We start from the raw sequence: 24,197 nt of genomic DNA, 5'->3' as shown, positions 1-24,197 counted from the left end.
CGGCCCTCGACTAGCCCTGGAATCGATACTCTTCGAGCAGTCGACGGCCGATGATCATTTTCTGGATTTCGGCGGTACCTTCACCGATCAGCAGCATCGGCGCCTCACGGTAGAGGCGCTCGATCTCGTACTCCTTGGAGAAGCCGTAACCGCCGTGGATCCGGAAAGCGTCCTCGACGACTTCTTTGCAGTATTCGGAGGCGAGGTACTTCGCCATCCCTGCTTCGAGGTCGTTTCGTTCGCCCGAGTCCTTTTTGCGCGCTGCGTTCACCATCATCGCATGGGCGGCCTCGACCTTGGTAGCCATCTCGGCCAGCTTGAACTGGATCGCCTGGTGCTGGGCGATCTGCTTGCCGAAAGTGTGGCGCTGCTGGGCGTACCGGACACCGAGCTCGAATGCGCGCTGAGCGACACCACAGCCACGTGCGGCCACATTCACCCGGCCGACCTCTACGCCGTCCATCATTTGGTAAAACCCTCGGCCGGTGACGCCACCGAGTACACGATTGGCCGGAATGCGCAGTCCGTCCATGATGAGCTCGGTCGTGTCGACGCCCTTGTAGCCCATCTTGTCGATCTTCCCGGGAATGGTGAGGCCGGGGCGGACCTCTCCGAAGCCGGGCTCCTTCTCGACCAGAAAGGTCGTCATCGACTTGTGGGGGGCGGTGCCCTCCGGGTGTCCTTCGTCACTTCGGACGAGAACGGCGACCAGGGTTGACGTCCCGCCGTTCGTCAGCCACATCTTCTGACCGTTCAGGACATACTCGTCGCCGTCCTTGACCGCCTTCGATGTGATCGCCGACACATCGGAACCGAGCGCCGGCTCCGACATCGAGAAGGCGCCCCGGATCTCACCGAGCGCCATCTTCGGCAGGAAGTAGTCCTTCTGCTCCTGCGTGCCGTGCTGCTTCAGCATGTACGCCACGATGAAATGCGTGTTGATGATCCCGGACACGGACATCCAGCCCCGGGCGATCTCCTCCACGCACAGCGCGTACGTGAGCAGGGACTCGCCCAGACCGCCGTACTCCTCGGGGATCATCAGGCCGAAGAGGCCCAGTTCCTTGAGCCCGTCGACGATCGCTTGCGGGTACTCGTCGCGGTGCTCCAGTTCGGTCGCGACCGGGATGATCTCCTTGTCCACGAAGTCACGGACGGTGGAGAGAATCTCCTGCTGAATGTCCGTGAGGCCGTGGGTCTGGGCGAGTCGTGCCATGGCTACTTCTCCGTCTTTTCCGAAGGGGCCTTCAGCTCCGGGCGGCCCGGCTGCTCGCCGCCGCGCTCCTTGATGTACGTCTCGGTCGGCACCATGACCTTGCGGCGGAACACGCACACCAGCGTGCCGTCCTGCTTGTAGCCCTTGGTCTCGACGTGGACGATGCCGCGGTCGTTCTTCGACTTCGACGGCCACTTGTCGAGCACGGTCGTCTCGCCGTAGATCGTGTCGCCGTGGAAGGTCGGCGCCACGTGCTTCAGCGACTCGATCTCCAGGTTGGCGATCGCCTTGCCGGAGACGTCCGGCACGGACATGCCCAGCAGCAGCGAGTAGATGTAGTTCCCCACGACGACGTTCTTGCCGAAGTCGGTCGTCCGCTCCGCGTAGTTGGAGTCCATGTGGAGCGGGTGGTGGTTCATCGTGAGGAGACAGAAGAGGTGGTCGTCGTACTCCGTGACCGTCTTCCCGGGCCAGTGCTTGTAGACAGCCCCGACCTCGAACTCCTCGTAGGTGCGCCCGAACTGCATGTCCTTACGCCTCCGGGATCTCGAACTTGCTGGTGCGCTGCATGCCGGCCGCGCGCCCCTTGCCGGAAATGACCAGGGCCATCTTGCGGCTGGCCTCGTCGATCATCTCGTCGCCGAGCATCGCCGAGCCCTTCTTGCCGCCCGCCTCGGACGTGTAGTAGTCGTACGCGTCCAGGATCAGCTCGGCGTGGTCGTAGTCCTCCTGCGAGGGCGAGAAGATCTCGTTGGACGCCTCGACCTGGCCCGGGTGCAGCACCCACTTGCCGTCGAAGCCGAGGGCCGCGGCGCGCCGGGCGACCTCGCGGTAGCCGTCGGTGTTGCGGATCTGCAGGTAGGGGCCGTCGATCGCCTGGAGGTTGTTGGCGCGGGCGGCCATCAGGATCTTCATCAGGATGTAGTGGTAGGCGTCCGCCGGGTAGCCGGGCGGCTGCTCGCCCACGACCAGCGACTTCATGTTGATGGAGGCCATGAAGTCGGCCGGGCCGAAGATGATCGTCTCGACGCGCGGGGAAGCCGTGGCGATCTCGTTGACGTTGTTCAGGCCCTGCGCGTTCTCGATCTGCGCCTCGATGCCGATCTTGCCGACCTCGAAGCCCATCGTCTTCTCGATCTGCGTCAGCAGGAGGTCGAGGGCGACGACCTGCTGGGCGGTCTGAACCTTCGGCAGCATGATGCAGTCGAGGTTCTGGCCCGCGCCCTCGACGACGGTCACGACATCGCGGTACGTCCACTCCGTCGTCCAGTCGTTGACGCGCACGACCCGCGTCTTACCGGTCCAGTCGCCCTCGTTGAGGAACTTCACGATCGTGTGCCGGGCCTCGGGCTTGGCGAGGGGGGCGCACGCGTCCTCCAGGTCGAGGAAGACCTGGTCCGCCGGGAGGCCCTGTGCCTTCTCCAGGAAGCGGGGGTTCGAGCCCGGTACGGCCAGGCAGGAGCGCCGCGGACGAAGACGGTTGACGGTCATGCGGGGACCTCCAGGGGGTCGAGCTTGTTCGCTTTACGGATCTCGTCGACGATCCGGCCGATGATTCCGGTGATGTCGAAATCCTTCGGCGTGAAGACCGCGGCGACTCCCGCGGCCCGCAGCTGTTCGGCGTCACCATTCGGGATGATGCCACCGGCGATCACCGGAATATCTGTGGCGCCTGCCACACGCAGCCGTTCCAGCACGTCCGGCACGAGCTGCGCGTGCGACCCGGACAGGATGGACAGGCCGACCGCGTGCACGTCCTCGGCGAGGGCCGCGTCCACGATCTGCTCGGGAGTGAGCCGGATGCCCTGGTAGACGACCTCGAAGCCCGCGTCACGGGCCCGCACGGCGATCTGCTCGGCCCCGTTGGAGTGTCCGTCCAGGCCCGGCTTGCCGACCAGGAAGCGGAGCTTGCCGACGTTCAGGTCCTTCGCCGTCAGGTCCACCTTGCGGCGGACCTCCGACATGGCCGAGCCCTCCTCGGCGGAGACGGCCACCGGCGCCGACGACACACCGGTCGGTGCCCGGAACTCCCCGAACACCTCTCGCAGGGCCCCGGCCCACTCGCCGGTCGTGACCCCGGCACGGGCGCACTCCAGGGTGGCCGCCATGAGGTTGTCGGTGCCCTTCGCGGCTTCCTTCAGCCGCTCCAGCGCCTTGCACGGGCGCGGATGGTTGAAGGGCGGCTGGTAGCGGGTGTCGCGCCAGTTCTGGAGCGACTTGATCACCCGCGCCTCGACGGCCGGGTCGACCGTCTGGATCGCCGCGTCCAGGTCGGCGGTCAGCGGGTTCGGCTCCGTCGACTCGTAGATGTTGACGCCGACGATCTTCTCCTGGCCCGACTCGATCCGGGCCCGGCGCTCGGCGTGCGAGGAGACCAGCTGCGACTTGAGGTAGCCGGACTCGACGGCGGCCATCGCGCCGCCCATCTCCTGGATCCGCTCGATCTCGGCGAAGGACTCCTCGACCAGCTGGGCCACCTTCGCCTCGATGACGTGCGAGCCCTCGAAGATGTCCTCGTACTCCAGCAGATCGCTCTCGTGCGCCAGCACCTGCTGGATCCGCAGCGACCACTGCTGGTCCCACGGCCGGGGCAGGCCGAGAGCCTCGTTCCAGGCCGGCAGCTGGACCGCCCTGGCCCGCGCGTCCTTGGAGAGCGTCACGGCCAGCATCTCCAGCACGATCCGCTGGACGTTGTTCTCCGGCTGCGCCTCGGTCAGACCGAGGGAGTTGACCTGGACGCCGTACCGGAAACGCCGATGCTTGGGGTTCTCGATGCCGTACCGCTCGCGGGTGATCCGGTCCCAGATGCGGCCGAAGGCCCGCATCTTACACATCTCCTCGACGAAACGGACGCCCGCGTTCACGAAGAAGGAGATACGGCCGACGACGTCACCCATGCGCTCCTGCGGCACCTGGCCGGAGTCACGCACGGCGTCCAGCACCGCGATCGCCGTGGACATCGCGTACGCGATCTCCTGCACCGGCGTGGCCCCGGCCTCCTGCAGGTGGTAGCTGCAGATGTTGATCGGGTTCCACTTCGGGATGTGGGAGACCGTGTACGCGATCATGTCCGTCGTCAGCCGGAGCGAGGGTCCCGGCGGGAACACATGGGTGCCCCGCGACAGGTACTCCTTGACGATGTCGTTCTGGGTCGTCCCCTGGAGCTGGGTGATGTCCACACCCTGCTCCTCCGCGACGACCTGGTAGAGCGCCAGCAGCCACATGGCGGTGGCGTTGATGGTCATCGAGGTGTTCATCTGGTCCAGGGGGATGTCCTGGAACAGCCTGCGCATGTCACCGAGATGGGCCACCGGGACCCCGACCCGGCCGACCTCGCCGCGGGCGAGGATGTGGTCGGAGTCGTAGCCGGTCTGCGTCGGCAGATCGAACGCCACCGAGAGACCCGTCTGCCCCTTGGCGAGGTTGCGCCGGTACAGCTCGTTGGACGCCTCGGCCGTGGAGTGACCGGCGTACGTCCGCATCAGCCACGGCCGGTCCTTCTGACGCTCACTCATCTTTTGGACCTCAGATGTTCCGGAAGCGGTTGATGGCGTCGATGTGCTGGGCGCGCTTCTCCTGGTCCCGCACGCCCATGCCTTCCTCGGGGGCGAGGCAGAGCACGCCGACCTTGCCCTGGTGGAGGTTGCGGTGCACGTCGTACGCGGCCTGCCCGGTCTCCTCCAGGGAGTAGACCTTCGACAGCGTGGGGTGGATCTTGCCCTTGGCGATGAGGCGGTTGGCCTCCCAGGCCTCGCGGTAGTTCGCGAAGTGCGAGCCGATGATCCGCTTCAGCGACATCCACAGGTAGCGGTTGTCGTACTCGTGGTTGTAGCCCGACGTCGAGGCGCAGGTGACGATCGTGCCGCCCTTGCGGGTGACGTAGACCGAGGCACCGAAGGTCTCGCGGCCCGGGTGCTCGAAGACGATGTCGACGTCCTCGCCGCCGGTGAGTTCACGGATGCGCTTGCCGAAGCGCTTCCACTCACGCGGGTCCTGGGTGTGCTCGTCCTTCCAGAACTTGTAGTCCTCGGCGGTGCGGTCGATGATCGCCTCGGCGCCCATGGCCCGGCAGATGTCGGCCTTCTGCTCGCTGGAGACGACACAGATCGGGTTGGCGCCGCCGGCGAGGGCGAACTGGGTGGCGTACGAGCCGAGTCCGCCGCTCGCGCCCCAGATCAGCACGTTGTCGCCCTGCTTCATGTCGGCGCCGTTGCGGGAGACCAGCTGCCGGTACGCGGTGGAGTTGACCAGACCCGGCGCGGCGGCCTCCTCCCAGCTGAGGTGGTCGGGCTTCGGCATCAGCTGGTTCGACTTGACGAGTGCGATCTCCGCCAGGCCGCCGAAGTTGGTCTCGAAGCCCCAGATCCGCTGCTCGGGGTCGAGCATCGTGTCGTTGTGGCCGTCGGACGACTCCAGCTCGACGGAGAGGCAGTGGGCCACGACCTCGTCACCGGGCCGCCAGGCGTTGACACCGGGGCCGGTGCGCAGGACGACGCCCGCCAGGTCGGAGCCGATGATGTGGTACGGCAGGTCATGGCGCTTGGTCAGCTCGGAGAGCTTGCCGTACCGCTCCAGGAAGGCGAAGGTCGGCAGCGGCTCGAAGATCGAGGTCCACACGGAGTTGTAGTTCACCGAGGAGGCCATGACGGCCACCAGGGCCTCGCCCGGGCCGAGCTCCGGGAGCGGCACGTCGTCCAGGTGGATCGACTTGCGGGGGTCCTTGTCGCGGGTGGTGAGGCCCGCGAACATGTCCGTCTCGTCCTTGTGCACGGTGATCGCGCGGTACGACTCGGGGAGCGGCAGAGCGGCGAAGTCGGCGGACGTGGAGTCCGGGGACTGGATCGCGTCCAGGATTTCCTTCACGGTGGTGCCTCCGGCGACGAGCGTCCTGAGGGAAGACGCTGCTGAGGGTTACGTCGGGTGCTGCTGAGCTGGGTCGGGTGTGATGCCGTCGGTTCGGCGGAGGTGGTGCTTCGGCGGCGCTTTGTGGCGCGGAAGGTTGCCTGTGACGCAGGCGTCCGGGCACGCAGGCACGTGGCTTGCGGGGGACAGCCGACGTACGAGAGTTCGCTGCACGCCGGCCGCCCGGACTCCTTCAACGTATGGCACGCCGTGTCACCCCGCAAGGCACCGAGTGCCAGAAAGTTCGCTCAGGTGAAATCTTTACGTAACACCTGAGCGATGATCGATCAAAAGGAGGTCGAAAAGGGCCTCTGACGTGCAAAAACGGCCACCCGCTGGGGTGGCCGTTCTCACAGTTACCAATGAGTAGATCGAGGTTCGGGCAGAGGCCTCAGCGGTCCCGGAGTGCCTCTTCGATGGTCCGCATGACCTCGTCGAGGGGGGCGTCCGTGCGGGCGACCGTCACCAGCACCTCGCCGTGGGTGGAGGCCGTCACGAGGGCCGGCTCCGGGGTCAGGATGCGGCCTGCGCCGACCGTGCCGAATGTCCTGCGGACGATGGCGAAGGCGTGGTCGAGCTGCCTCTCGACATCGCCCTGTCCGCCGGATCTGAGCCACCGCCGCAGCACGTGGTTGTGCGCGGTGACGACCGCCGACGCGGCGACCTCGGCGAGCAGCGGGTCGTCGTTGCCGTCGTCGTGGTGGGCGTGCTCGTCGAAGTGGCCCAGCAGATAGCGGGTGAAGAGGCGCTCGTAGCGGGCTACGGAGGCGATCTCCGCCTCGCGGAGGGTGGGGACCTCACGGGTCAGCTTGTAGCGGGCGACCGAGATCTCCGGCCGGGCCGCGTACATCTTCATGACTTCCTTGATGCCGCGGCACACCGTGTCGAGCGGATGCTCGTGCTGGGGTGCCGCGTTGAGCACCGCCTCGGCGCGGATCAGGGTGTCGTCGTGGTCCGGGAAGATCGCCTCTTCCTTGGAGCGGAAGTGGCGGAAGAAGGTGCGGCGGGCGACCCCGGCCGCCGCCGCGATCTCGTCGACGGTGGTCGCCTCGTACCCCTTGGTCGCGAACAGCTCCATGGCCGCGGCCGCCAGTTCCCGGCGCATCTTGAGGCGTTGGGCGGCGGCACGACTGCCCGCGGCGCTCTCCGGGGCGTCGGGCGCAGCTGGTGTACGTGAGGACTTGGCGGGCTGGGACATGCCCCGAACGTACTGCATCCGTGCAGGAGAGTGCGCGTGTCCGGCCGTCCCCCCGCCCCGCTCGGACGGGGGAGTGGCCAGGTGGGCGGGCGGGGGAGCGGTGGAACGGACGGGCGGCGGACGGCTGCCCGGGGCGAGCAGCCCGCCCCAGTCCGTGCCCGCCGTCGCGTGGTCCTTCCGGTCCGTACTCTCCCCGGCCCCGTCGCCCGGACGCTCAGCGCTTGGCATATTCGCGGAAGCCTCGGCCCGTCTTGCGGCCGAGGCAGCCCGCGGCCACCAGGTGCTCGAGAAGCGGCGCCGGGGCCAGCCCCGGGTCGCGGAACTCGCGGTGCAGGACCTTCTCGATGGCCAGCGAGACATCCAGCCCGACCACGTCCAGCAGCTCGAACGGACCCATCGGGTAGCCGCCGCCCAGCTTCATGGCCGCGTCGATGTCGTCCAGCGTCGCGTAGTGCTCCTGGACCATCTTGATGGCGTTGTTCAGATACGGGAACAGCAGCGCGTTCACGATGAAACCGGCGCGGTCGCCGCAGTCCACGGGGTGCTTGCGGACCTTGGCGCACAGGTCGCGCACGGTCGCGTGCACGTCCTCGGCGGTCAGGACCGTGCGGACCACCTCGACCAGCTTCATCGCCGGCGCCGGGTTGAAGAAGTGCATGCCGATCACGTCCTGCGGGCGCGAGGTGGCGCGGGCGCAGGCCACGACGGGCAGCGACGAGGTGGTGGTGGCGAGGATCGCGCCCGGCTTGCACACCTTGTCGAAGGTCGCGAACAGCTGCCGCTTGACCTCCAGGTCCTCGGCCACGGCCTCCAGCGCCAGATCGACGTCCGCGAACGCGTCGTACGAGCCCGCCGGGGTGATCCGGTCCAGCGTCTCGGCGGCGGCCTCGACCGTCATCCGTCCCTTGTCGGCGGAGCGCGCGAGCGACTTGCCGATGCGGGCCTTCGCGGCCTGCGCCTTCTCCTCGCTGCGGGCGGCCAGCACGACCTCGTACCCGGCCTTCGCGAACACCTCGGCGATCCCGGACGCCATGGTGCCCGAGCCCGCGACACCCACCGAGCGGACGGTACGGCCGGGAACCGTGGCGGCCCCCTCCGGCGGCGTCAGCGCGTCCCGCACGACCGTGGCGGAGCCGGGGGCCTCGTACGTGTAGAAGCCGCGCCCCGACTTACGGCCGGTCAGGCCCGCCTCGCTGAGCTGCTTGAGGATCGGCGCCGGCGCGTGCAGCCGGTCGTGCGAGGCCGTGTACATGGCCTCCAGGACCGTGCGCGCGGTGTCCACGCCGATCAGGTCCAGCAGCGCCAACGGGCCCATCGGCAGGCCGCAGCCGAGCCGCATCGCCGCGTCGATGTCCTCGCGGGAGGCGTACTTGGCCTCGTACATCGCGGCGGCCTGGTTGAGGTAGCCGAACAGCAGGCCGTCGGCGACGAAGCCGGGCCGGTCGCCGACCGCGACGGGCTCCTTGCCCAGGTCGAGGGCGAGATCCGTGACCTGGGCGACGGCCTGGGGCGCGGTCAGCACCGAGGAGACGACCTCGACCAGCTTCATCGCGGGCGCCGGGTTGAAGAAGTGCAGCCCGAGCACCCGCTCCGGGCGCGCCGACTCGGCGGCCAGACGCGTCACCGACAGGGCGTTGGTGCCGGTGGCGAGGACGGTCTCCGGACGCACGATGGCGTCCAGCTCACGGAAGAGCTGCTGCTTGATCTCGTACGACTCCGGAACCACCTCGATCACCAGGTCGGCGTCGGCCGCGGCCTGCAGATCGGTGAAGGTGCGGAAACGGGCGAGCGCGTCGCCGCGCTCCTGCTCGGTGATCCGGCCCCGCGCCACGGCACGCTCGGTGGCGGCCTCCAGCGCGGCGACGGCACGGGCGGCGGCCGCCTCGCTGATGTCGACGCCGACGACCTCACGGCCGGCCCGGGCCAGCACCTCGGCGATACCGGTGCCCATGGTGCCGAGACCGACCACGGCGATCGTCTTGAAGGGGGACTGCGGGGACAGGGGGGAGTCGGAAAGGGGAGTGGCCATCGCGGGACTCCAGACGAGGGTGACGACTGAGGGAAGCGCCGCGGGTACGCGAAGAGCGCGCAACCGGCGCGTGGAATGCGGGTGTTGGTGGTGCCGGGCTGATGAACGCACACGCCCGGCGCCGTCGCCGCGGGCGTGCACACGCCCAAGGGGAACGGCTGAACCGACCGGCCCTGTCCCGAGGCCGAGCCGTACTGGTACTCCAGGTACCGAACCGACTGTGCTCACCACGGCTGCGTCACCAAACCGTCGCGAGCGAACACGAGTGGGTATCTCGCTCGTCTGAGCTTAACCGGTGGGTAACGAGCGCGCCAGCCCTCATGTTTGTGATGTACGTCCCCGAAGGGCGTTCACGCCCGTACGCTCGGTCGTATGGACGTGGAGTTGCGATCACTCACGGAGCGTGTGCGGAGCGAGTCGGGGGGCGCGGCGGGATACGAGCGGCTCGTCACCACCGAGTCCACGGACGAGCTGGCCGCCGTGCTGACGGAGCCCGGACAGCCGTTGTGGGCGCGGGAGTTGGCGGCGTTCCGGTTGGGGGTCGCGGGGGACCGGCGGGCCTTCGAGGCACTTGTCCTGCTGCTCAATCACCGTGATCCGCCGCGCTGCGCTTCCGCCGCGTACGCGCTGGCCCGGCTCGGGGATCCGCGCACCGCCCGCGCGGCGGCCGCCCTCGCGACCAACGAACTCCGCGTCGCCTACGCCCTCCACCCCGTACGCCTGCTCGTCGAGCTCGGCGCCCCCGAGTCCGTCCCCGCGCTGATCACCACGCTGCAGCGCCGCCTGAGACCGCACGATCCGTATCGCAGGGTGGCGCTCGCGTGTGTGGAGGGACTGGGGGCGCTGGGGGACGCCCGGGCCAGGACCGTGCTGAACGAGGCCCTTGCGCATCCGACGCTCGCGGAGGCGGCGGTGCGGGCGCTGGCGCGTATCCCCAGGCAGCGGTAGCGCTCCGCTGCCTGGGTGGTGATGCGGCCGCGGGTCCGGTGGGGGCTTGTCGCGCCCACGCGGCGGAGCCGCATATCGGATACAGCCCCGCCCCCCTTATGGGGCGCGTACGTACCGGATCTCGGGCACCTCGACCCCGTTCACCTCGAAGGGTTCTTCGGCGCCGTCCGCGGTGAAGCCGTGGTGTTCGTAGAAGCGGCGGGCCCTGGCGTTCTCCTTCAGGACCCACAGGAGCATGCGGCCGTGGCCGGCGGCCTCGCAACGCTCGGTGGACGCCCTCAGCAGCGCGGTGCCCACCCCGGCGCCGAAGTGGCCCGGTCGTACGTAGAGCGCGTACAACTCGGCGTCCTCGGTGCGGACTTCGCCGTCGCGGTAGGGGCCGTACGCCGCCCAGCCGACGACCTGCCCGGCCCGCTCGGCGATCAGGTTCACCACGGGGCTGTCCGGCTTCGAGAGCATCGCGCGGCGCTTCTCGGCGTCCTGCGCCACGTCCATGGCGTCGAGGTACGACTGCGGTACGAGCCCGGCGTACGCGGTCTGCCAGCCGCCGACGCGGATCTCGGCGACGGGGTGGCAGTCGGACAGGGCCATCTCGCGTATGCGGAGGGCACGGAGAGCGTCGTTCATGGCGGCACATTAAGCGGACGGCAGGGGGTGGGGGCGTGAATTTCGTGCCCCACCCCCTGCCGTCAGGTCGTGCTCAGCCGCGGAAACCCAGCAGGCCGTGCAGCGTCGAGCCTCGTGAGGAGGCGGACGCGGCCTTGGTGCGCAGGGGCTTGGGGTCGGGGAGCTTCTTGCAGACGGCGTCGGCCTCGCCGTGGCCCCTGGGTACCGTGCCGTCGGTCAGATACGCCGCCAGGTGCTTGTCCAGACAGGCGTTGCCGCTCAGTGTGATGCCGTGGTTCCCGCCACCCTGCTCGACGACCAGGCTGGAGCCGCGCAGCAGGAGGTGGGTGATGACTCCGCCCTCGTACGGGGTGGCCGCGTCGTCCGTCGCCTGGAAGATCAGGACCGGCGGCAGCGCGGTGTTGGAGATGTCCACCGAGTGCAGGGACTTCGTGGGCCAGAACGCGCACGGCGCGTTGTACCAGGCGTTGTTCCAGGTCATGAACGGTGCCTTCTCGTACACCGCCCAGTTGTCGTCACGCCACTCGTCCCAGTCACGCGGCCAGCGCGCGTCACGGCACTGCACCGAGGCGTAGATGCTGTAGCCGTTGTCGCCGGCCGCGTCGACGGCGCCGAAGTTCTCGTACGCCTCGACCAGCGGATCGTCGTTCTTCTTGTTCACGAAGGCCGCGAACGCCTCGGCGAGATAGGGCCAGTAGCCGTTGTAGTAGCCGCCCGGCATGAACGTGTCCTCCAGCTCGGAGGCGCCCACCACGCCGTCCGCGGGCTTCCTGGCCAGCGCCGACCGCATCGCGTACCACTTGGTCTCGATCTTCTCCGGATCGGTGCCGAGCCGGTACGTCTTGTCGTTCTTCGCGATCCAGGCCATCAGCGCCCGGTGGCGGTCGTTGAACGCCTGGTCCTGCTGGAGGTTGTCGTCGTACCAGACCCCCGTGGGGTCGACGACGGAGTCCAGCACCGCACGCCGTACGCGGCTGGGGAAGAGCTTGGCGTACACGGCGCCCAGATAGGTGCCGTACGAGTATCCGAAGTAGTTGATCTTCTTGGCGCCGAGGGCCGCGCGGATGGCGTCCATGTCCTTGACCGCGCTGATCGTGTCGATGTACGGCAGCACGTCCGCGTACTTCGTGGCGCAGGCCGTGGCGAAGGCCTCGGCCCGCCTGAGGTTGGCCTGCTCGATCTTCGCGGTGGTCGGCAGGGAGTCGGGGCGCACCGGTGAGAAGTGGTCCCGCCTGCAGTTCAGCGCCGGCTTGCTGGCGCCGACGCCGCGCGGGTCGAAGCCGATGACGTCGTACTGCGCCGCCACCTTCTCCGGCAGCGAGGACGCGACGAACCCGGCCAGTGTGAGCCCGCTGCCGCCGGGCCCGCCCGGGTTGACCAGCAGCGGCCCCTGGTACTTCTTCGCGGTGTGCGGGATGCGGGAGAGGGCGAGCGTGATCTTCCGGCCGTTCGGCTCGCGGTGGTCCAGCGGCACCTTCAGGGAGGCGCACTGGAGCTTCGGATAGTCACTGGTGGCGCACTTCTTCCAAGCGGGTTTCGGCACCGGCGCGGAGGCGGAATCGCCGCTCGCGCCGGCCGGGACCGCCGTGACCATCCCGGCCAACACGGCGGCGGCACCGCACAGAGCGACTGCGCGTTTCTTCATCGTCAGGCCTCCCAGGACGGAGGATTTCGAGCCGTGCACGCCACGGCCTTCGTCGCATCGTCCCGGACTGCGCCCTCGGAGGAACGCGTTCTGCCCAGACTTGACCCCATCGGGGTGGGAGAAGCGCCCGGATGACCCCGGAGGCGTCAGAGAAGGGTCAGCTGGGTCGGTTCCGTGGCCGGGACCGTCTCCGGCGCGGCCGGCTCACGAGCCGGTATGCGCCTCGGCAGCTCCGCGCGCCTCGGACCCATCCCGTACTCCTGGGCCAGCTCGTGCACCTGACGGGTGATCTGCCGCTGGTACCACTTCGGGGCGTAGGCGCCCTCCGCGTACAGCCGCTCGTAACGCCGTGCGAGGTAGGGGTGATGGCGCTCCAGCCAGGCCATGTACCACTCGCGTGCGCCGGGCCGCAGATGCAGCACCAGCGGGGTCACGGACGTCGCCCCGGAGGCCGCGATGGCCCGTACGGTGGCGCGCAGCCGGTCCGGGTGGTCGCTGAGGAAGGGGAGCACGGGGGCCATCAGCACTCCGCAGCCGATGCCGGCGTCGGTGAAGGCGCGCACGACGTCCAGCCGGCGCTCCGGGGCAGGCGTGCCCGGCTCGACGGTGCGCCACAGCTCGTGGTCGGTGAAGCCGACGGAGACGGAGATGCCGACCTCGGTGACCTCCGCCGCCTGCCGGATCAGGTCCAGGTCGCGCAGGATCAGCGTGCCCTTGGTCAGGATCGAGAAGGGGTTCGCGTGGTCGCGCAGGGCCGCGATGATCCCCGGCATCAGGCGGTAGCGGCCCTCCGCGCGCTGATAGCAGTCCACGTTGGTGCCCATCGCGATGTGCTCGCCGTGCCAGCGCGGCGAGGCCAGCTGCCGGCGCAGCAGCTCGGGCGCGTTGATCTTCACCACGATCTGCGAGTCGAAGTCGAGACCCGTGTCGAGGTCCAGATAGCTGTGGGTCTTGCGGGCGAAGCAGTAGACGCACGCGTGCGTGCAGCCCCGATACGGGTTCACCGTCCACTCGAACGGCATCCGCGAGGCGCCCGGCACCCGGTTCACGATCGTTTTCGCCCGGACCTCGTGGAAGGTCATGCCGCGGAACTCCGGGGTGTCGAAGGTCCGGCTCGTCACCGCGTCCGCGCCGAACAGCGCGGCGTCCCGGGCCGTGGCGGGGTTCTCGGCCAGATGGTCCCAGCGCATGGACGCCTCCTCGGTTGCTCTGCGCCCCAGAATAGAACACACGTTCCCTTGATCGTGCGAACTGGTTTTCGAACATCGTGTGGAGGTCTTGCCGGGGGCCGCCCGGACCTGCCGCGCCCGGCCCTTGGGGCACCCCGATTTGGGCCCTCCGGCCGGGTGGTGGTTGGCTTTCCGCACATCCCCGAGTTACCAAGTGCTGGAGGAAGTGCAATGGCGCAGGTCGAGGCCACCACCGAACGAGTCGTCGCGGCGGACGCGGAGACGGTGTTCGACACCCTGGCCGACTACAGCGGCGCGCGCGAGAAGCTGCTGACCGAGCACTTCAGCGAGTACGAGGTGCACGAGGGTGGCGACGGTGAGGGCAGCCTCGTCCACTGGAAGCTCCAGGCCACCAGCAAGCGCGTCCGCGACTGTCTCCTGGAGGTCACCGAGCCCTCCGACGGCGAGCTGGTCGAGAAGGACCGTAACTCCTCCATGGTCACGGTCTGGCGGGTCACCCCCGCCGGCGAGGGCAAGTCCCGCGTCGTCGTCACCACCACCTGGCAGGGCGCCGGCGGCATCGGCGGCTTCTTCGAGAAGACCTTCGCCCCCAAGGGCCTCGGCAGGATCTACGACGGCCTGCTCGCCAACCTCGCCGCGGAGGTCGAGAAGTAACACCGAGGGCGAGAAGGATGCCCGGCCCAGCGAGCGATCATCCGGGGCGCGTTGCCTCCCTCACCGGTTCGAGTGGATCTTCGTGACGCTCCCCGGAATGCCGTAACTCGCCGCACTTGCCGACAGTTGCCGCTTAACGCGGGAATTGTGCGGTAAGTGCGACGAGGGGAGCGGTACGCATGGGCGCGATCACACTGGTGAAGGACGAACCCACCACCCCACCCGCGACACCGCCACCGGCGGACGCACCACCCCGACTCGGTCCGCGCCGCGTCCGGTTGGTCTTCTTCGCCCTCGTGCTCGCGCTGCTCCTCGCCGCGCTGGAGCAGATGGTCGTCGCCACCGCGCTCCCCGAGATCGCCGGTGAGCTGCACGGTGTGGGCCGGATGTCCTGGGCGATCACGGCGTATCTGCTCACCGCCACGGTCGGACTGCCCGTCTACGGCAGGCTCGGTGACCTCCACGGCCGCAAGGGCGTCTTCCAGTTCGCGCTCGTGGTCTTCGTGGCCGGGTCCGCGCTCGCCGGCTTCGCGCGGACCATGGACCAGCTCATCGCGTTCCGCGCGCTCCAGGGCGCCGGCGCGGGCGGCCTCCTGATCGGAGTGCAGGCGATCGTCGCCGACATCGTGCCGTCCCGGAACCGCGGCCGCCATCTGGGTCTGATCGGCGCCGCGTTCGGTCTCGCCTCCGTCGCCGGCCCTCTCCTCGGCGGTTGGCTCACGGACCACCTCTCCTGGCGGTGGTGCTTCTACGTCAACGTGCCGTTCGGCCTCCTCGCTCTGGCCGTCGTCACCTTCGCGCTGAAACTGCCGAAGCCCACGGCCAAGGGCCGCCTCGATGTGCTGGGGACGCTCCTGCTCGCCGCCGCGTCGACCTGCCTGGTCCTGCTGGCCAGTTGGGGCGGCACCGCGTACGCGTGGAACTCACGGATGGTCCTCGGCCTCGGCGCCGGCGCGCTCGCCGCGACCGTCCTCTTCCTCGTCGCCGAGCGGTTCGCGGCCCAACCCCTCATTCCTCTGCGGCTGTTCAAGGACCCCGTCTTCGTCGTGACCGGGCTCGTGGGGGCGGCCATCGGCATCGCCCTCTTCGGCGCCGCCAGTTACCTGCCGACCCAGCTGCGGATGGTCGGCGGGACCTCCGCCACCGAGTCGGGACTGCTCATGCTGCCGATGACGGCCGGCATCGTCGGCGCGTCCGTCGTCTCCGGCCAACTCATCAGCCGCACCGGGCACTACCGGACGTACCCGGTCCTCGGCAGCGCCCTGACCGCCCTCGGCATCTGGCTGCTGTCCCGCCTGGAGACCGACACGCCCCGGCTGCACTTCGGCATCTGGACGGCCGTACTCGGCGCCGGCATCGGCATGGTGATGCCGGTCCTGATCCTCGCCGTGCAGAACTCCGTACGCCCCTGCGACGTCGGCGCCGCCACCGCCGCCAACAACTACCTCCGGCAGATCGGCGGCAGCGTGGGCGTGGCCGTCTTCGGCGCGCTCCTCCTGGACCGGCTCGCCGACCGGCTGCCCACGCGCGCGCGTGCCGTCCTCCCCGACCCCGACTCCCTCACCCCGGAGCTCGTCCACGCCCTGCCCGACCCGCTGCGCGCCGCCTACGTCGAGGCCTACGCCGAGGCCATGCCGCGGATCTTCCTGTATCTCACGCCGGTGCTCGTCCTCGGGCTCCTGATCGCCTGCTTCCTCAAGGAGAAAACACCGGTGTCCTTCGACGAGGTCCCCGCCGAGCCCGCGCCCACCCCCTCCGTCCAGATCCCGCAGGCACGTTCGCCGTACGTCTCGGGGGCTCCCCTCTGCGGCACGGTCCAGCACCCCGACGGCACCGTCGTGCCCCGGGCCGCGCTCACCCTCATCGACGCCACCGGCCGGCAGACCGGGCGCGGCGGCAGCGGCGAGGACGGGCGGTACGCGCTGTCCACGCCGGGGCCGGGGGCGTACGTGCTGATCGCGGCCGCGGGCGGCCACCAGCCGCAGGCCGTGAGCGTCACCGTCGGTGAGCGCCCCGTCGAGGTCGACATCGTGCTCGGCGGCGCGGGGCGCCTGGTCGGGGCCGTACGGACGGCGGACGGCCGGGCGGTCAGCGACGCGACCGTCACGCTCACCAACGTGCACGGCGAGGTCGTCGTGACCACCCGCAGCGGGGAGGAGGGCGAGTACCTCATCACCGAACTGGTCGCCGGGGAGTACACGCTCGCCGCCGGCGCCCACTCCTACCGCCCGGCCGCGCTGCCGGTCACCGTCCAGGCCGCCCGTGAGATCCGGCAGGACATCGAACTCGCCGGGGGCGCCGTCCTGCGGGGCACGGTCCGCGCTGGGGGCGGCCGACCGGTGGAGGACGCGCATGTCACTCTCCTCGACGCCGCCGGGAACGTCGTCGACACGATCACCACCGGCATCGACGGAACGTTCCGGTTCGTCGACCTCTCCTCCGGCGAGTACACGGTGATCGCCACCGGATATCCCCCCGTCGCGACGGTGCTCCAGGTCGCCGGCGGTGGGAGGACGGAACGGGATCTGCACCTGGGGTACGTGGACTGAGCCGCCGGCCAGGAGAAGGCGGGCCGGTGGTTCTACGGGGGCGCGCGAGTGATCGTGCGCCGTCCGTGGGGTCGGCGCGTGCGCCGGAGGCTCCCGCGGAGCAATTCGCGTATTGCCACACATCGCAACGCTACGCAGCCGTACGGTAGTGGGGGCGGCGCAGATCTTGCGAGCCATGGGGAGAAAGGGCCTTGGCCATGGACCGTGGCACCGACACGGGCGCGACTACCGGCCACGGAGCCGGTGACGGCACGGCGGAGCACGCCGCGGCCGGCCGCATCCCCCTGGCCGTGGTCGTCGTCGACCGCGCCGGCCTCGTCTCGCACTGGAGCACCGGCGCACGCCGGCTCTTCGGCACCCCCAAGGACGACGCGGTGGGCCGCCCCGCCCTCGATCTGCTGCCCGTCTCCGGCGCCCTCCCGGACGCGGACGACACCCCACCCCACGCGGCGTACGGCGCGTACGACGCACTCGGCCACGACCTGGAGTCCTCCCTCGACGGACAGCTGTCCTACCCGGCCGCCGGCCGCGCCCGGATCACCGTGCCCGACGGCGACGGCGACCGCGACCGTGTCGATGTGCTGTGGTGGGCATATCCGCTGGTCGTCCCCGGCCGGGAGCGGCTCCTCGTGCTGGCCGCCGACGCCGAGACGCTGCGCCGGCCGGACGACGAGGCGGCCGTGGCCGTCGAACGCATCGCGCCCGGCTTCGCCCTGCACACCGACTTCCCCGGCGCCGAGGAACTCGCCCGCAGGCTTCCCGAGATCCTGCCCAGCATGAGCGTCGGCGAGAGCGCCCGCATCGTCGCCCAGGTCCTCGAACTGGGCTATCCGGTGCTGGAGTTCAGCCAGAACGACCGGGTGCCCGTCACCCCCGACTGGGGCGTGCCCCGGCGCGCGGAGCGGCAGGCGCGTCGCGAACGGGCCGCGCGCGCCGTCGCCGAAGGCCTGCCGGTCTCCCAGGACGTACGGGACGAGGGCGAGGACCTCGAGTACGCGGCCGTACGCGAGCGCCTGGAGTTCCTCAACGAGGTCAGCGGACGCATCGGTACCTCACTCGACCTGTCCCGGACCATCGTCGAGGTCAGCAAGGCGGTCGTGCCGCGCTTCACCGACGTCGCCGGCACCTATCTGCGCGAACAGGTCGTCGCCGGTGAGGGCTTCCCCGAAGGGGTGCCCGACACGACCACCATGTGGCACCGGGTCGCCGTGGAGCACACGGACGAGCCGGGCCGCTGGGACGACGTCGTACCGGTCGGCGAGGCCATGCCGTTCCCGGCGCACACGCCGTTCTTCCAGTGCATGACCACCGGCGAGCCCGTCCTGGTGCCGCGCATCAGCGAGCAGATGGGGCACGCGATCGCCGCGCAGTTCGAGAAACGCGACATCCGGCCGCTGATCAGCAACCGCTCCATGCTGATCGTGCCGCTGAAGGCCCGCAACGTGGTGCTCGGCTTCATGATCCTGCTGCGCCACCCGGAGCGCGAGGTCTTCAACGACATGGACCGCGTGACCGGCGCCGAACTCGCCGCCCGCGCGGGCCTCGTCCTCGACAACGCACGCATGTACACGCACCAGGAGAACGTCGCCGAGACGCTCCAGGACAGCATGCTGCCGAACATCGCGGCCCACATGGCGGGCTGCGACATCGCCACCCGCTATCTGCCGGGCACCCTGCTCGGACGCGTCGGCGGCGACTGGTTCGACTCCGTGAAACTGCCCGGCGCCCGCACCGCGCTCGTCGTCGGCGACGTCATGGGACACGGCCTCAACTCGGCCGCGATGATGGGCCAGTTGCGCACGGCCGTGCAGACCATGGCCGCCCTCGACCTGCCGCCCGCGCAGCTCCTTCGCAACCTCGACGACCTCGCTCAGCGCCTCGGCGAGCACTACCTCGCGACCTGCCTGTACGCCGTCTACGACCCCATCGCCGGCGAGCTGCACCTCGCCAACGCCGGCCATATCCCGCCCGTGCTGGTCCGTGCCGTGGACGGCCGCAGCGAACTCCTCGACCTGCCCACGGGCGCGCCCATCGGCGTCGGCGGGGTGCCCTTCGAGGCGGTACGCGTGCGCGTGGAGCCCGGCGACCGCCTCGTGATGTGCACCGACGGACTCGTCGAGGTGCGCGGCGAGGACATCGGCGTGGGCCTCGCGACCCTCTGTGAGTCCGCCGCCCACCCGGCCGCCTCCATGGACGACGCCTGCGACACCATCATCCGCACCCTCGCCGCGACATTGTCGGAAACGGGGCGCGGCGGACGCAAGGACGACGTGGCCCTGCTGATGGCCCGGCTCAACGGCATCGAACCCGAGGACGTCGCCGAGTGGCGCCTCGCCCCCGACCCGATCGAGGTCGCCCGCGCCCGCGCCGCCGTCCGCGAACAACTCCACGTCTGGGGCCTGGACGCCCTCACGGACACCACCACGCTCCTCGTCGGCGAACTCGTCACCAACGCCGTACGCCACGCCCGCGGCCGCCGCATCGAACTGCGCCTCGTCCGCGGCGACACCCTGCAGTGCGAGGTCTACGACGACGACCCCACCCTGCCGACGCTGCTCAGCGTGGCCCCGACCGACGAGTTCGGCCGCGGGCTGCGCGTCCTGACGACCTTGGCGCGCGAGTGGGGCACCAGCCGGACGGGTGCGGGGAAGACGGTGTGGTTCGAACTGACGCTGCCGCGGCGGCGTTGAGGCGGTGGGGGACTGGCTTCGGCGCCGGCCCCGGGTACCTGTGCGTCGTGCACCGGCCCCGCCGGAGTGGCTCGCCGCCGTTTCTGGGTGGCCAGGGGGCGTGCGGGGCGCGTTGGGGCGCGCGCGATTTGGATGAGAGGTGAAGGTACGCGCGCGGTGCTTGTCTGCGCATTCCGGGCGCGGTAGACCGTTCTGGGCCGCCGAGCGGCGGGCCGACGTGCTATCCCGGGGGAGTTGGGCATGAGCGTGACGAGTCGGTACAGGGAGGCCTGGGAGGGGTTCTGGCGTGAGGCCCCCGACGAACCGGGAGCGGTCTTCTGGGACGCCGCGCCCGAACGGACCGCGGCCGTCCATCTCGCCCTGTACGAACCGTACTTGACGGACCCCGACCTGCCTTTCGTCGACCTGGGCTGCGGCAACGGCACCCAGACCCGTTTCCTGGCCGACCGCTTCCCCCGCGTGCTCGGCGCCGACCTCTCCACCGCCGCCCTCGACCGGGCCCGACACGCCGACCCCGGCGGCCGGGCCACGTACCGCCTGCTCGACGCGGCCGACAAGACGGACGCCGAGACCCTCCACACCGACCTCGGCGACGCCAACGTCTACGTGCGCGGCGTCCTCCACCAGTGCGAGCCCGACGACCGCCAACGCCTCGTCGACAGCATCGCCACGCTGCTGGGAGAGCGCGGCCGGGCCTGCCTCGTCGAACTCGCCGAGGCCGCGAAACCCGTCCTCATGGGCCTCGCCCAGAGCCCCACCGGCCCCCCTGCCAAGCTCGCCCCGATCTTCCGCCACGGCATCGCCCCGGGCGAGGTCACCGACGCCGCGATCCCGGAGTACCTCCGCGCCGCCGGCCTCACCCTCGTCGCCGGCGGCGAACTCCCGCTGCTCACCACCGAGTACACGGCCGACGGCACCCGGATTGAACTGCCGTCGAGGTGGTACGTGGCGGGGCGTACGGCATAGCGCCCTCGTCCTCGACTTTCGGCGTGATGGCCGCGGCAGTCACGCATCAGCGCGCCGCGGGCACTCTCGGTGTCGACGAGCGGTCCTGCGCGGGCGGCCCCGCCTTGGCGGGACATAAATTCAATCTCGGGGTGAACTGGTACAGGGATGCGCGAAAGGTGAGCGGCAGAGAAGGCTGGAGACACCTCAGGGAGCCGATCATGGGTGACCGACGCAGTGTGACCGTAGGGGTACTGGGCTCCTACGGTGGGCGGAATGTGGGCGATGAGGCGATCCTCACCGCCATGCTGGACCGCATCCGGTCCGGGCGTCCGGACGTCCACATCCTGCTTCTCTCCCGCGACCCCGAGTACAGCCGACGTGTCCATCCGGACGTCGAGGTCGTCGGATGGGAAGGCGTGTGCCGGGAGCAGATCTCCGAGCACCTGCGCCGGCTCAGCGTGCTCGTGCTCGGAGGCGGCGGCATCCTCTACGACACCGAAGCGCGCCGCTATCTCCGGCTCACCCGCACCGCCCAGGATCTCGGCGTCCCCGTCTTCACCTACGCCGTCGGCGTCGGTCCGCTCACCGACGAGGCGGACCGCGCGTGGAGCCGTACGACGCTCTCCGACGCGGCCGAGGTGACGGTGCGCGACGAGGAGTCGAAGCTGGTACTGGAGGAGGCCGGCCTGTCCCGGCCGATCTCCGTCACCGCCGACCCGGCGCTGCTGCTGGAGCCCGGGGACGGCGGTGAAGCGCTCCTGCGGGCCGAGGCGGTTCCGCCGGGAGTGCGGCTGGTGGGGATGAGCGTGCGGGAGCCCGGCCGTGCCGCCGAGCACCTCGATGCGGAGGGCTACCACCAACTCCTCGCCAACGTCGGCGACTTCCTCGTCCACCGGCTGGACGGGCATGTCGTCTTCGTCTCCATGGAACGCGACGACATCCGGCACGCGCACGCGGTGGTGTCCCACATGGCGGACGCCGATCGCTGCACGGTGCTGCACGGCACCTATCGCCCGCAGCAGGTGCTCGACATCATCGCGCGGCTGGACCTGGCCATCGGCATGAGGCTGCACTTCCTGATCTTCGCCGCGCTCGCCGGCATCCCCCTGCTGCCCCTGCCCTACGCGGGCAAGGTCTTCGACTTCGCCCAGCAGGTCGGCGCCCCCGCCCTGCGCGGCGTGGTCAGGGAGAACACCGGTCTGCTCCTGGCGGAGGTGGACCGGCTGTGGGACGAGCGGCCCGCCCGCATGGCGCACACGTCCGCTCGCACCGCGTCGATGCGGCTGCGGGCCGCCGGGACCGCTGACCGGCTCCTCGCCTACCTCGACAGCACCGCGCCCCGTCCCCTCGTCGACCGCCCCGTGCCGACGGTCGCGTCCGCAGGCTGAACCCGCCGCCACCGGTACCCAAAGGATCGCCGAAGGATCGGCCCAAGGGAGGAACCGTGTCCTCTATGATGCCGCCCCGCGTCCCCCGGAGCGTGGAGCTGCCCCCGCGCCAGGCCCTGCACGCGGGGTCCACGCAGGTGCTGGTGATCGGCGGCGGACCGGCCGGCATCGGGGCGGCCCTCGGGGCCGCGAACGCGGGCGCCCAGGTGATCCTCGTCGAGCGGTACGGATTTCTCGGGGGCAACGCCACCGCGGCCCTCGTCATGCCCTTGATGAGCTTCCACAACGAGGTCAAACAGGCCGTCGCCGGCGATGCCGCCCGCCTGCTGCCGCCCGACCACGGAGAGGGCGAGCCGGTCGTCGGCGGCGTGCTGTGGGTGCTGCTCGAACAACTGGTGCGCGCGGGAGCGGCGATCCGCCCTTCGCTCGAGACCGGCTACACGGTGCCCTTCGACGCCGAGCTGTTCAAACTGGTGGTCTACGAGCTGCTGGAGACCCACGAGGTCCGCACCCTGCTGCACGCCTTCGCCTCCGGTGTCCTCGACCTGCCCGACCGCGCCCGGGCGGTGTTCGAGACCAAGTCGGGGCCGGTCGTCATCGACGCGGACGTGATCGTCGACTGTACCGGGGACGGCGACATCGCCGCGGCGGCCGGGGCCGCGTACGACATCGGCCGGCCGGAGGACGGCTGGACGCAGCCCATGACGCTGATGTTCCGCATGGTCCGCTTCGACCACGAGGAATTCGCCGCGTACGCCCATGCCCACCCGGATCAGTGGAAGGGCGTGCACGGGTTGTGGGACCTGGTCCGTGCCGCCACCGACGCCGGAGAACTGGACCTGCCGCGCGAGGACATGCTGTTCTTCGCCACACCGAACACCGGCGAGGTCGCGGTCAACTCCACCCGCGTCACCGAGGTGCTCGGCACCAGCGTCTGGGACCTCACCCGCGCCGAGTTCGCCGCCCACCGCCAGATGGCGCAGATCTCCCGCTTCCTGCGCGACCGCGTGCCGGGCTTCGCCGACTCGTACGTCGTGCAGAGCGGCGTCCAGGTGGGGGTCCGGGAGACGCGCCGGATCCATGGCGAGTACCAGCTGACGGGCGAGGACGTACTGACCGCCCGCAAGTTCCAGGACGTCATCGCCCGCGGGGCGTACCCGGTGGACATCCACAACCCGAGCGGCCGCGGCACCACGCTGAAACGACTCCCGCGCGGCCAGTCCTACGACATCCCCCTGCGCTGCCTCTTCCCCCGTGAGGTGAACCGGGTCCTGGTCGCCGGCCGTTGCATCTCCGGCGACCACGTGGCCCACTCCTCGTACCGCGTCATGCCGATCTCGATGGCCACCGGACAGGCGGCGGGCGTCTGCGCGGCACTCGCCGCGGCCCAGGGCGAACGCCCCCAGGACATCCCGGCGAGCGCGGTGCAGCGGGAACTCCGCTCCCAGAACGCCAGCCTCTGGTGACGCCCGGCGCAGACGGAGAGCCGCCCCTCTCCTCGTGGGAGGTTCCCTCGCCGACGCATAACGTGAAGCAGCATGAAGATCCTCATCTCTTGGGGCTGCTGCCGTGACCTGCGGCGCAGACTGGAACATGGCAGTTCGTAGTCCCGGGCGCGGATCCACAGGTGCAGCCCAGCCCAGCGCCGGCTGGCGTGGGCACGCGGCTACGTACGGGCGATCGACCCCTTGAACCGGCTTCCGGAGATGCCGACTCCGCACGATCCGACGCCGGAGCGCTGCCGGCGTGCGGGGTCGTGCCACCGGCCCGAGGCGTCGCGGGCGTTGTCGACGCCGACTTCTGCCATCAGTTCGGGCTGCACCAATCAGCGTGACGGCGAAAGGCCAGGGTAAAAGTCTGATAAACCGATTTAAAAGCTACGGAATGCCTCTTTTGAGACGAGTGGTGTCGGGGCGGGGGTTGAGTGGCGGTATCGATGTGCGCTGCTGGTGCGGTGTGGCATTCAGCCTCGGGTGGCGGGTTACGGCCGATGCGCGCTTCCCGGGAACAGTCGTTGGCGGCATCCGGGTACCGGAGGCCGCGGGGACCGGCGTCATGCAGAGCCGCGCTGGCTGAAATGTGCTATCTCGCCCGGCTGTGACCGGAACCCTCCCGGCGCAGGGTGACCTGCCCGATGCGCCGGTGACGGGCAGCAGGGGGCGGTGTCAAGGTTTTCACGCGGAACCCAGCGGGACTCCGGCCGGACCCGTTCC

The 24,197-nt window shown here is 70.0% G+C and carries 18 protein-coding genes; 7 read left to right on the top strand and 11 right to left on the bottom strand.

What is annotated here, in order from left to right:
* Positions 1–10 precede the first annotated feature (10 nt).
* The 7 genes from JIX56_RS07230 to JIX56_RS07200 all read right to left on the bottom strand — a co-directional run bounded on the left by JIX56_RS07230 (position 11) and on the right by JIX56_RS07200 (position 9,345).
* Complete coding sequence (locus JIX56_RS07230; protein WP_257550770.1) at positions 11–1,216, bottom strand: acyl-CoA dehydrogenase family protein; 1,206 nt, start codon at positions 1,214–1,216, stop codon at positions 11–13.
* Between the two features lie 2 nt (positions 1,217–1,218).
* Positions 1,219–1,743 (bottom strand): MaoC family dehydratase, encoded by a 525-nt coding sequence (locus JIX56_RS07225; protein ID WP_257537935.1) that lies wholly within the window; start codon positions 1,741–1,743, stop codon positions 1,219–1,221.
* Between the two features lie 4 nt (positions 1,744–1,747).
* Positions 1,748–2,707, bottom strand: a complete 960-nt coding sequence (locus JIX56_RS07220; protein WP_257537934.1) for an HpcH/HpaI aldolase/citrate lyase family protein — start codon at positions 2,705–2,707, stop codon at positions 1,748–1,750.
* On the bottom strand, positions 2,704–4,731 hold the full coding sequence (locus JIX56_RS07215) for a protein meaA (RefSeq protein WP_257537933.1): 2,028 nt from the start codon (positions 4,729–4,731) through the stop codon (positions 2,704–2,706). The genes JIX56_RS07220 and JIX56_RS07215 overlap by 4 nt, the downstream gene beginning before the upstream one ends.
* 10 nt (positions 4,732–4,741) lie before the next feature.
* Entirely contained in the window at positions 4,742–6,079 is a 1,338-nt protein-coding gene (gene ccrA, locus JIX56_RS07210; RefSeq protein WP_257537932.1) for a crotonyl-CoA carboxylase/reductase, read from the bottom strand.
* 430 nt (positions 6,080–6,509) lie between these two features.
* Positions 6,510–7,334, bottom strand: coding sequence for a TetR family transcriptional regulator (locus JIX56_RS07205; RefSeq protein WP_257537931.1), 825 nt, complete (start codon positions 7,332–7,334; stop codon positions 6,510–6,512).
* Positions 7,335–7,530: 196 nt separating this feature from the next.
* Positions 7,531–9,345, bottom strand: coding sequence for a 3-hydroxyacyl-CoA dehydrogenase family protein (locus tag JIX56_RS07200; RefSeq protein WP_257537930.1), 1,815 nt, complete (start codon positions 9,343–9,345; stop codon positions 7,531–7,533).
* A gap of 372 nt (positions 9,346–9,717) precedes the next feature.
* Between JIX56_RS07200 and JIX56_RS07195 the strand changes: the two genes are divergently transcribed.
* Positions 9,718–10,293 (top strand): adenylosuccinate lyase, encoded by a 576-nt coding sequence (locus JIX56_RS07195; RefSeq protein ID WP_257537929.1) that lies wholly within the window; start codon positions 9,718–9,720, stop codon positions 10,291–10,293.
* Positions 10,294–10,389: 96 nt separating this feature from the next.
* Here the strand turns inward: JIX56_RS07195 and JIX56_RS07190 are convergent, their stop codons facing one another.
* The 3 genes from JIX56_RS07190 to JIX56_RS07180 all read right to left on the bottom strand — a co-directional run bounded on the left by JIX56_RS07190 (position 10,390) and on the right by JIX56_RS07180 (position 13,755).
* The gene (locus JIX56_RS07190) at positions 10,390–10,920 is read right to left on the bottom strand and encodes a GNAT family N-acetyltransferase (RefSeq protein WP_257537928.1); all 531 of its coding nucleotides are present in this window, start codon (positions 10,918–10,920) and stop codon (positions 10,390–10,392) included.
* Positions 10,921–10,993: 73 nt separating this feature from the next.
* The gene (locus JIX56_RS07185) at positions 10,994–12,565 is read right to left on the bottom strand and encodes an alpha/beta hydrolase (protein WP_257537927.1); all 1,572 of its coding nucleotides are present in this window, start codon (positions 12,563–12,565) and stop codon (positions 10,994–10,996) included.
* A gap of 146 nt (positions 12,566–12,711) precedes the next feature.
* The gene (locus JIX56_RS07180) at positions 12,712–13,755 is read right to left on the bottom strand and encodes an Rv2578c family radical SAM protein (RefSeq protein WP_257537926.1); all 1,044 of its coding nucleotides are present in this window, start codon (positions 13,753–13,755) and stop codon (positions 12,712–12,714) included.
* A 210-nt stretch (positions 13,756–13,965) separates the two neighbouring features.
* Here JIX56_RS07180 and JIX56_RS07175 point away from each other — a divergent pair, with 210 nt between their 5' ends.
* From JIX56_RS07175 to JIX56_RS07150, 6 genes are all read left to right on the top strand, one after another.
* A complete protein-coding gene (locus tag JIX56_RS07175) occupies positions 13,966–14,409 on the top strand; it encodes an SRPBCC family protein (protein WP_257537925.1) in 444 nt (147 codons plus the stop codon).
* Positions 14,410–14,588: 179 nt separating this feature from the next.
* Positions 14,589–16,958 (top strand): MFS transporter, encoded by a 2,370-nt coding sequence (locus JIX56_RS07170; protein WP_257537924.1) that lies wholly within the window; start codon positions 14,589–14,591, stop codon positions 16,956–16,958.
* A 197-nt stretch (positions 16,959–17,155) separates the two neighbouring features.
* Complete coding sequence (locus JIX56_RS07165; RefSeq protein ID WP_257537923.1) at positions 17,156–19,648, top strand: SpoIIE family protein phosphatase; 2,493 nt, start codon at positions 17,156–17,158, stop codon at positions 19,646–19,648.
* A gap of 240 nt (positions 19,649–19,888) precedes the next feature.
* Positions 19,889–20,614 (top strand): class I SAM-dependent methyltransferase, encoded by a 726-nt coding sequence (locus JIX56_RS07160; protein WP_257537922.1) that lies wholly within the window; start codon positions 19,889–19,891, stop codon positions 20,612–20,614.
* A gap of 200 nt (positions 20,615–20,814) precedes the next feature.
* On the top strand, positions 20,815–21,984 hold the full coding sequence (locus JIX56_RS07155) for a polysaccharide pyruvyl transferase family protein (protein ID WP_257537921.1): 1,170 nt from the start codon (positions 20,815–20,817) through the stop codon (positions 21,982–21,984).
* A 65-nt stretch (positions 21,985–22,049) separates the two neighbouring features.
* Positions 22,050–23,450 (top strand): FAD-dependent oxidoreductase, encoded by a 1,401-nt coding sequence (locus JIX56_RS07150; RefSeq protein WP_257550769.1) that lies wholly within the window; start codon positions 22,050–22,052, stop codon positions 23,448–23,450.
* A 200-nt stretch (positions 23,451–23,650) separates the two neighbouring features.
* On the opposite strand, the gene JIX56_RS07145 is transcribed toward JIX56_RS07150, so the two are convergent.
* Positions 23,651–23,791 carry a hypothetical protein gene (locus tag JIX56_RS07145; protein WP_257537920.1) on the bottom strand — a complete coding sequence of 47 codons (141 nt, stop codon included), beginning with the start codon at positions 23,789–23,791 and terminating at the stop codon, positions 23,651–23,653.
* Positions 23,792–24,197 lie beyond the last annotated feature (406 nt).

Source organism: Streptomyces sp. CA-210063 (assembly GCF_024612015.1).
In the GTDB taxonomy this organism is placed as follows: domain Bacteria; phylum Actinomycetota; class Actinomycetes; order Streptomycetales; family Streptomycetaceae; genus Streptomyces.
The sequence above is the reverse complement of the archived record's forward strand: the minus strand, read 5'-3'. Positions and strand labels throughout refer to the sequence as shown.

What these genes read in the sequence shown, in the direction of transcription:
- JIX56_RS07230 (WP_257550770.1), bottom strand. Translation starts at nt 1,216, where the DNA reads ATGGCACGACTCGCCCAGACCCACGGCCTCACGGACATTCAGCAGGAG.
- JIX56_RS07225 (WP_257537935.1), bottom strand. Translation starts at nt 1,743, where the DNA reads ATGCAGTTCGGGCGCACCTACGAGGAGTTCGAGGTCGGGGCTGTCTAC.
- JIX56_RS07220 (WP_257537934.1), bottom strand. Translation starts at nt 2,707, where the DNA reads ATGACCGTCAACCGTCTTCGTCCGCGGCGCTCCTGCCTGGCCGTACCG.
- JIX56_RS07215 (WP_257537933.1), bottom strand. Translation starts at nt 4,731, where the DNA reads ATGAGTGAGCGTCAGAAGGACCGGCCGTGGCTGATGCGGACGTACGCC.
- JIX56_RS07205 (WP_257537931.1), bottom strand. Translation starts at nt 7,334, where the DNA reads ATGCAGTACGTTCGGGGCATGTCCCAGCCCGCCAAGTCCTCACGTACA.
- JIX56_RS07200 (WP_257537930.1), bottom strand. Translation starts at nt 9,345, where the DNA reads ATGGCCACTCCCCTTTCCGACTCCCCCCTGTCCCCGCAGTCCCCCTTC.
- JIX56_RS07195 (WP_257537929.1), top strand. Translation starts at nt 9,718, where the DNA reads ATGGACGTGGAGTTGCGATCACTCACGGAGCGTGTGCGGAGCGAGTCG.
- JIX56_RS07190 (WP_257537928.1), bottom strand. Translation starts at nt 10,920, where the DNA reads ATGAACGACGCTCTCCGTGCCCTCCGCATACGCGAGATGGCCCTGTCC.
- JIX56_RS07185 (WP_257537927.1), bottom strand. Translation starts at nt 12,565, where the DNA reads ATGAAGAAACGCGCAGTCGCTCTGTGCGGTGCCGCCGCCGTGTTGGCC.
- JIX56_RS07180 (WP_257537926.1), bottom strand. Translation starts at nt 13,755, where the DNA reads ATGCGCTGGGACCATCTGGCCGAGAACCCCGCCACGGCCCGGGACGCC.
- JIX56_RS07175 (WP_257537925.1), top strand. Translation starts at nt 13,966, where the DNA reads ATGGCGCAGGTCGAGGCCACCACCGAACGAGTCGTCGCGGCGGACGCG.
- JIX56_RS07170 (WP_257537924.1), top strand. Translation starts at nt 14,589, where the DNA reads ATGGGCGCGATCACACTGGTGAAGGACGAACCCACCACCCCACCCGCG.
- JIX56_RS07165 (WP_257537923.1), top strand. Translation starts at nt 17,156, where the DNA reads ATGGACCGTGGCACCGACACGGGCGCGACTACCGGCCACGGAGCCGGT.
- JIX56_RS07160 (WP_257537922.1), top strand. Translation starts at nt 19,889, where the DNA reads ATGAGCGTGACGAGTCGGTACAGGGAGGCCTGGGAGGGGTTCTGGCGT.
- JIX56_RS07155 (WP_257537921.1), top strand. Translation starts at nt 20,815, where the DNA reads ATGGGTGACCGACGCAGTGTGACCGTAGGGGTACTGGGCTCCTACGGT.
- JIX56_RS07150 (WP_257550769.1), top strand. Translation starts at nt 22,050, where the DNA reads ATGATGCCGCCCCGCGTCCCCCGGAGCGTGGAGCTGCCCCCGCGCCAG.
- JIX56_RS07145 (WP_257537920.1), bottom strand. Translation starts at nt 23,791, where the DNA reads ATGGCAGAAGTCGGCGTCGACAACGCCCGCGACGCCTCGGGCCGGTGG.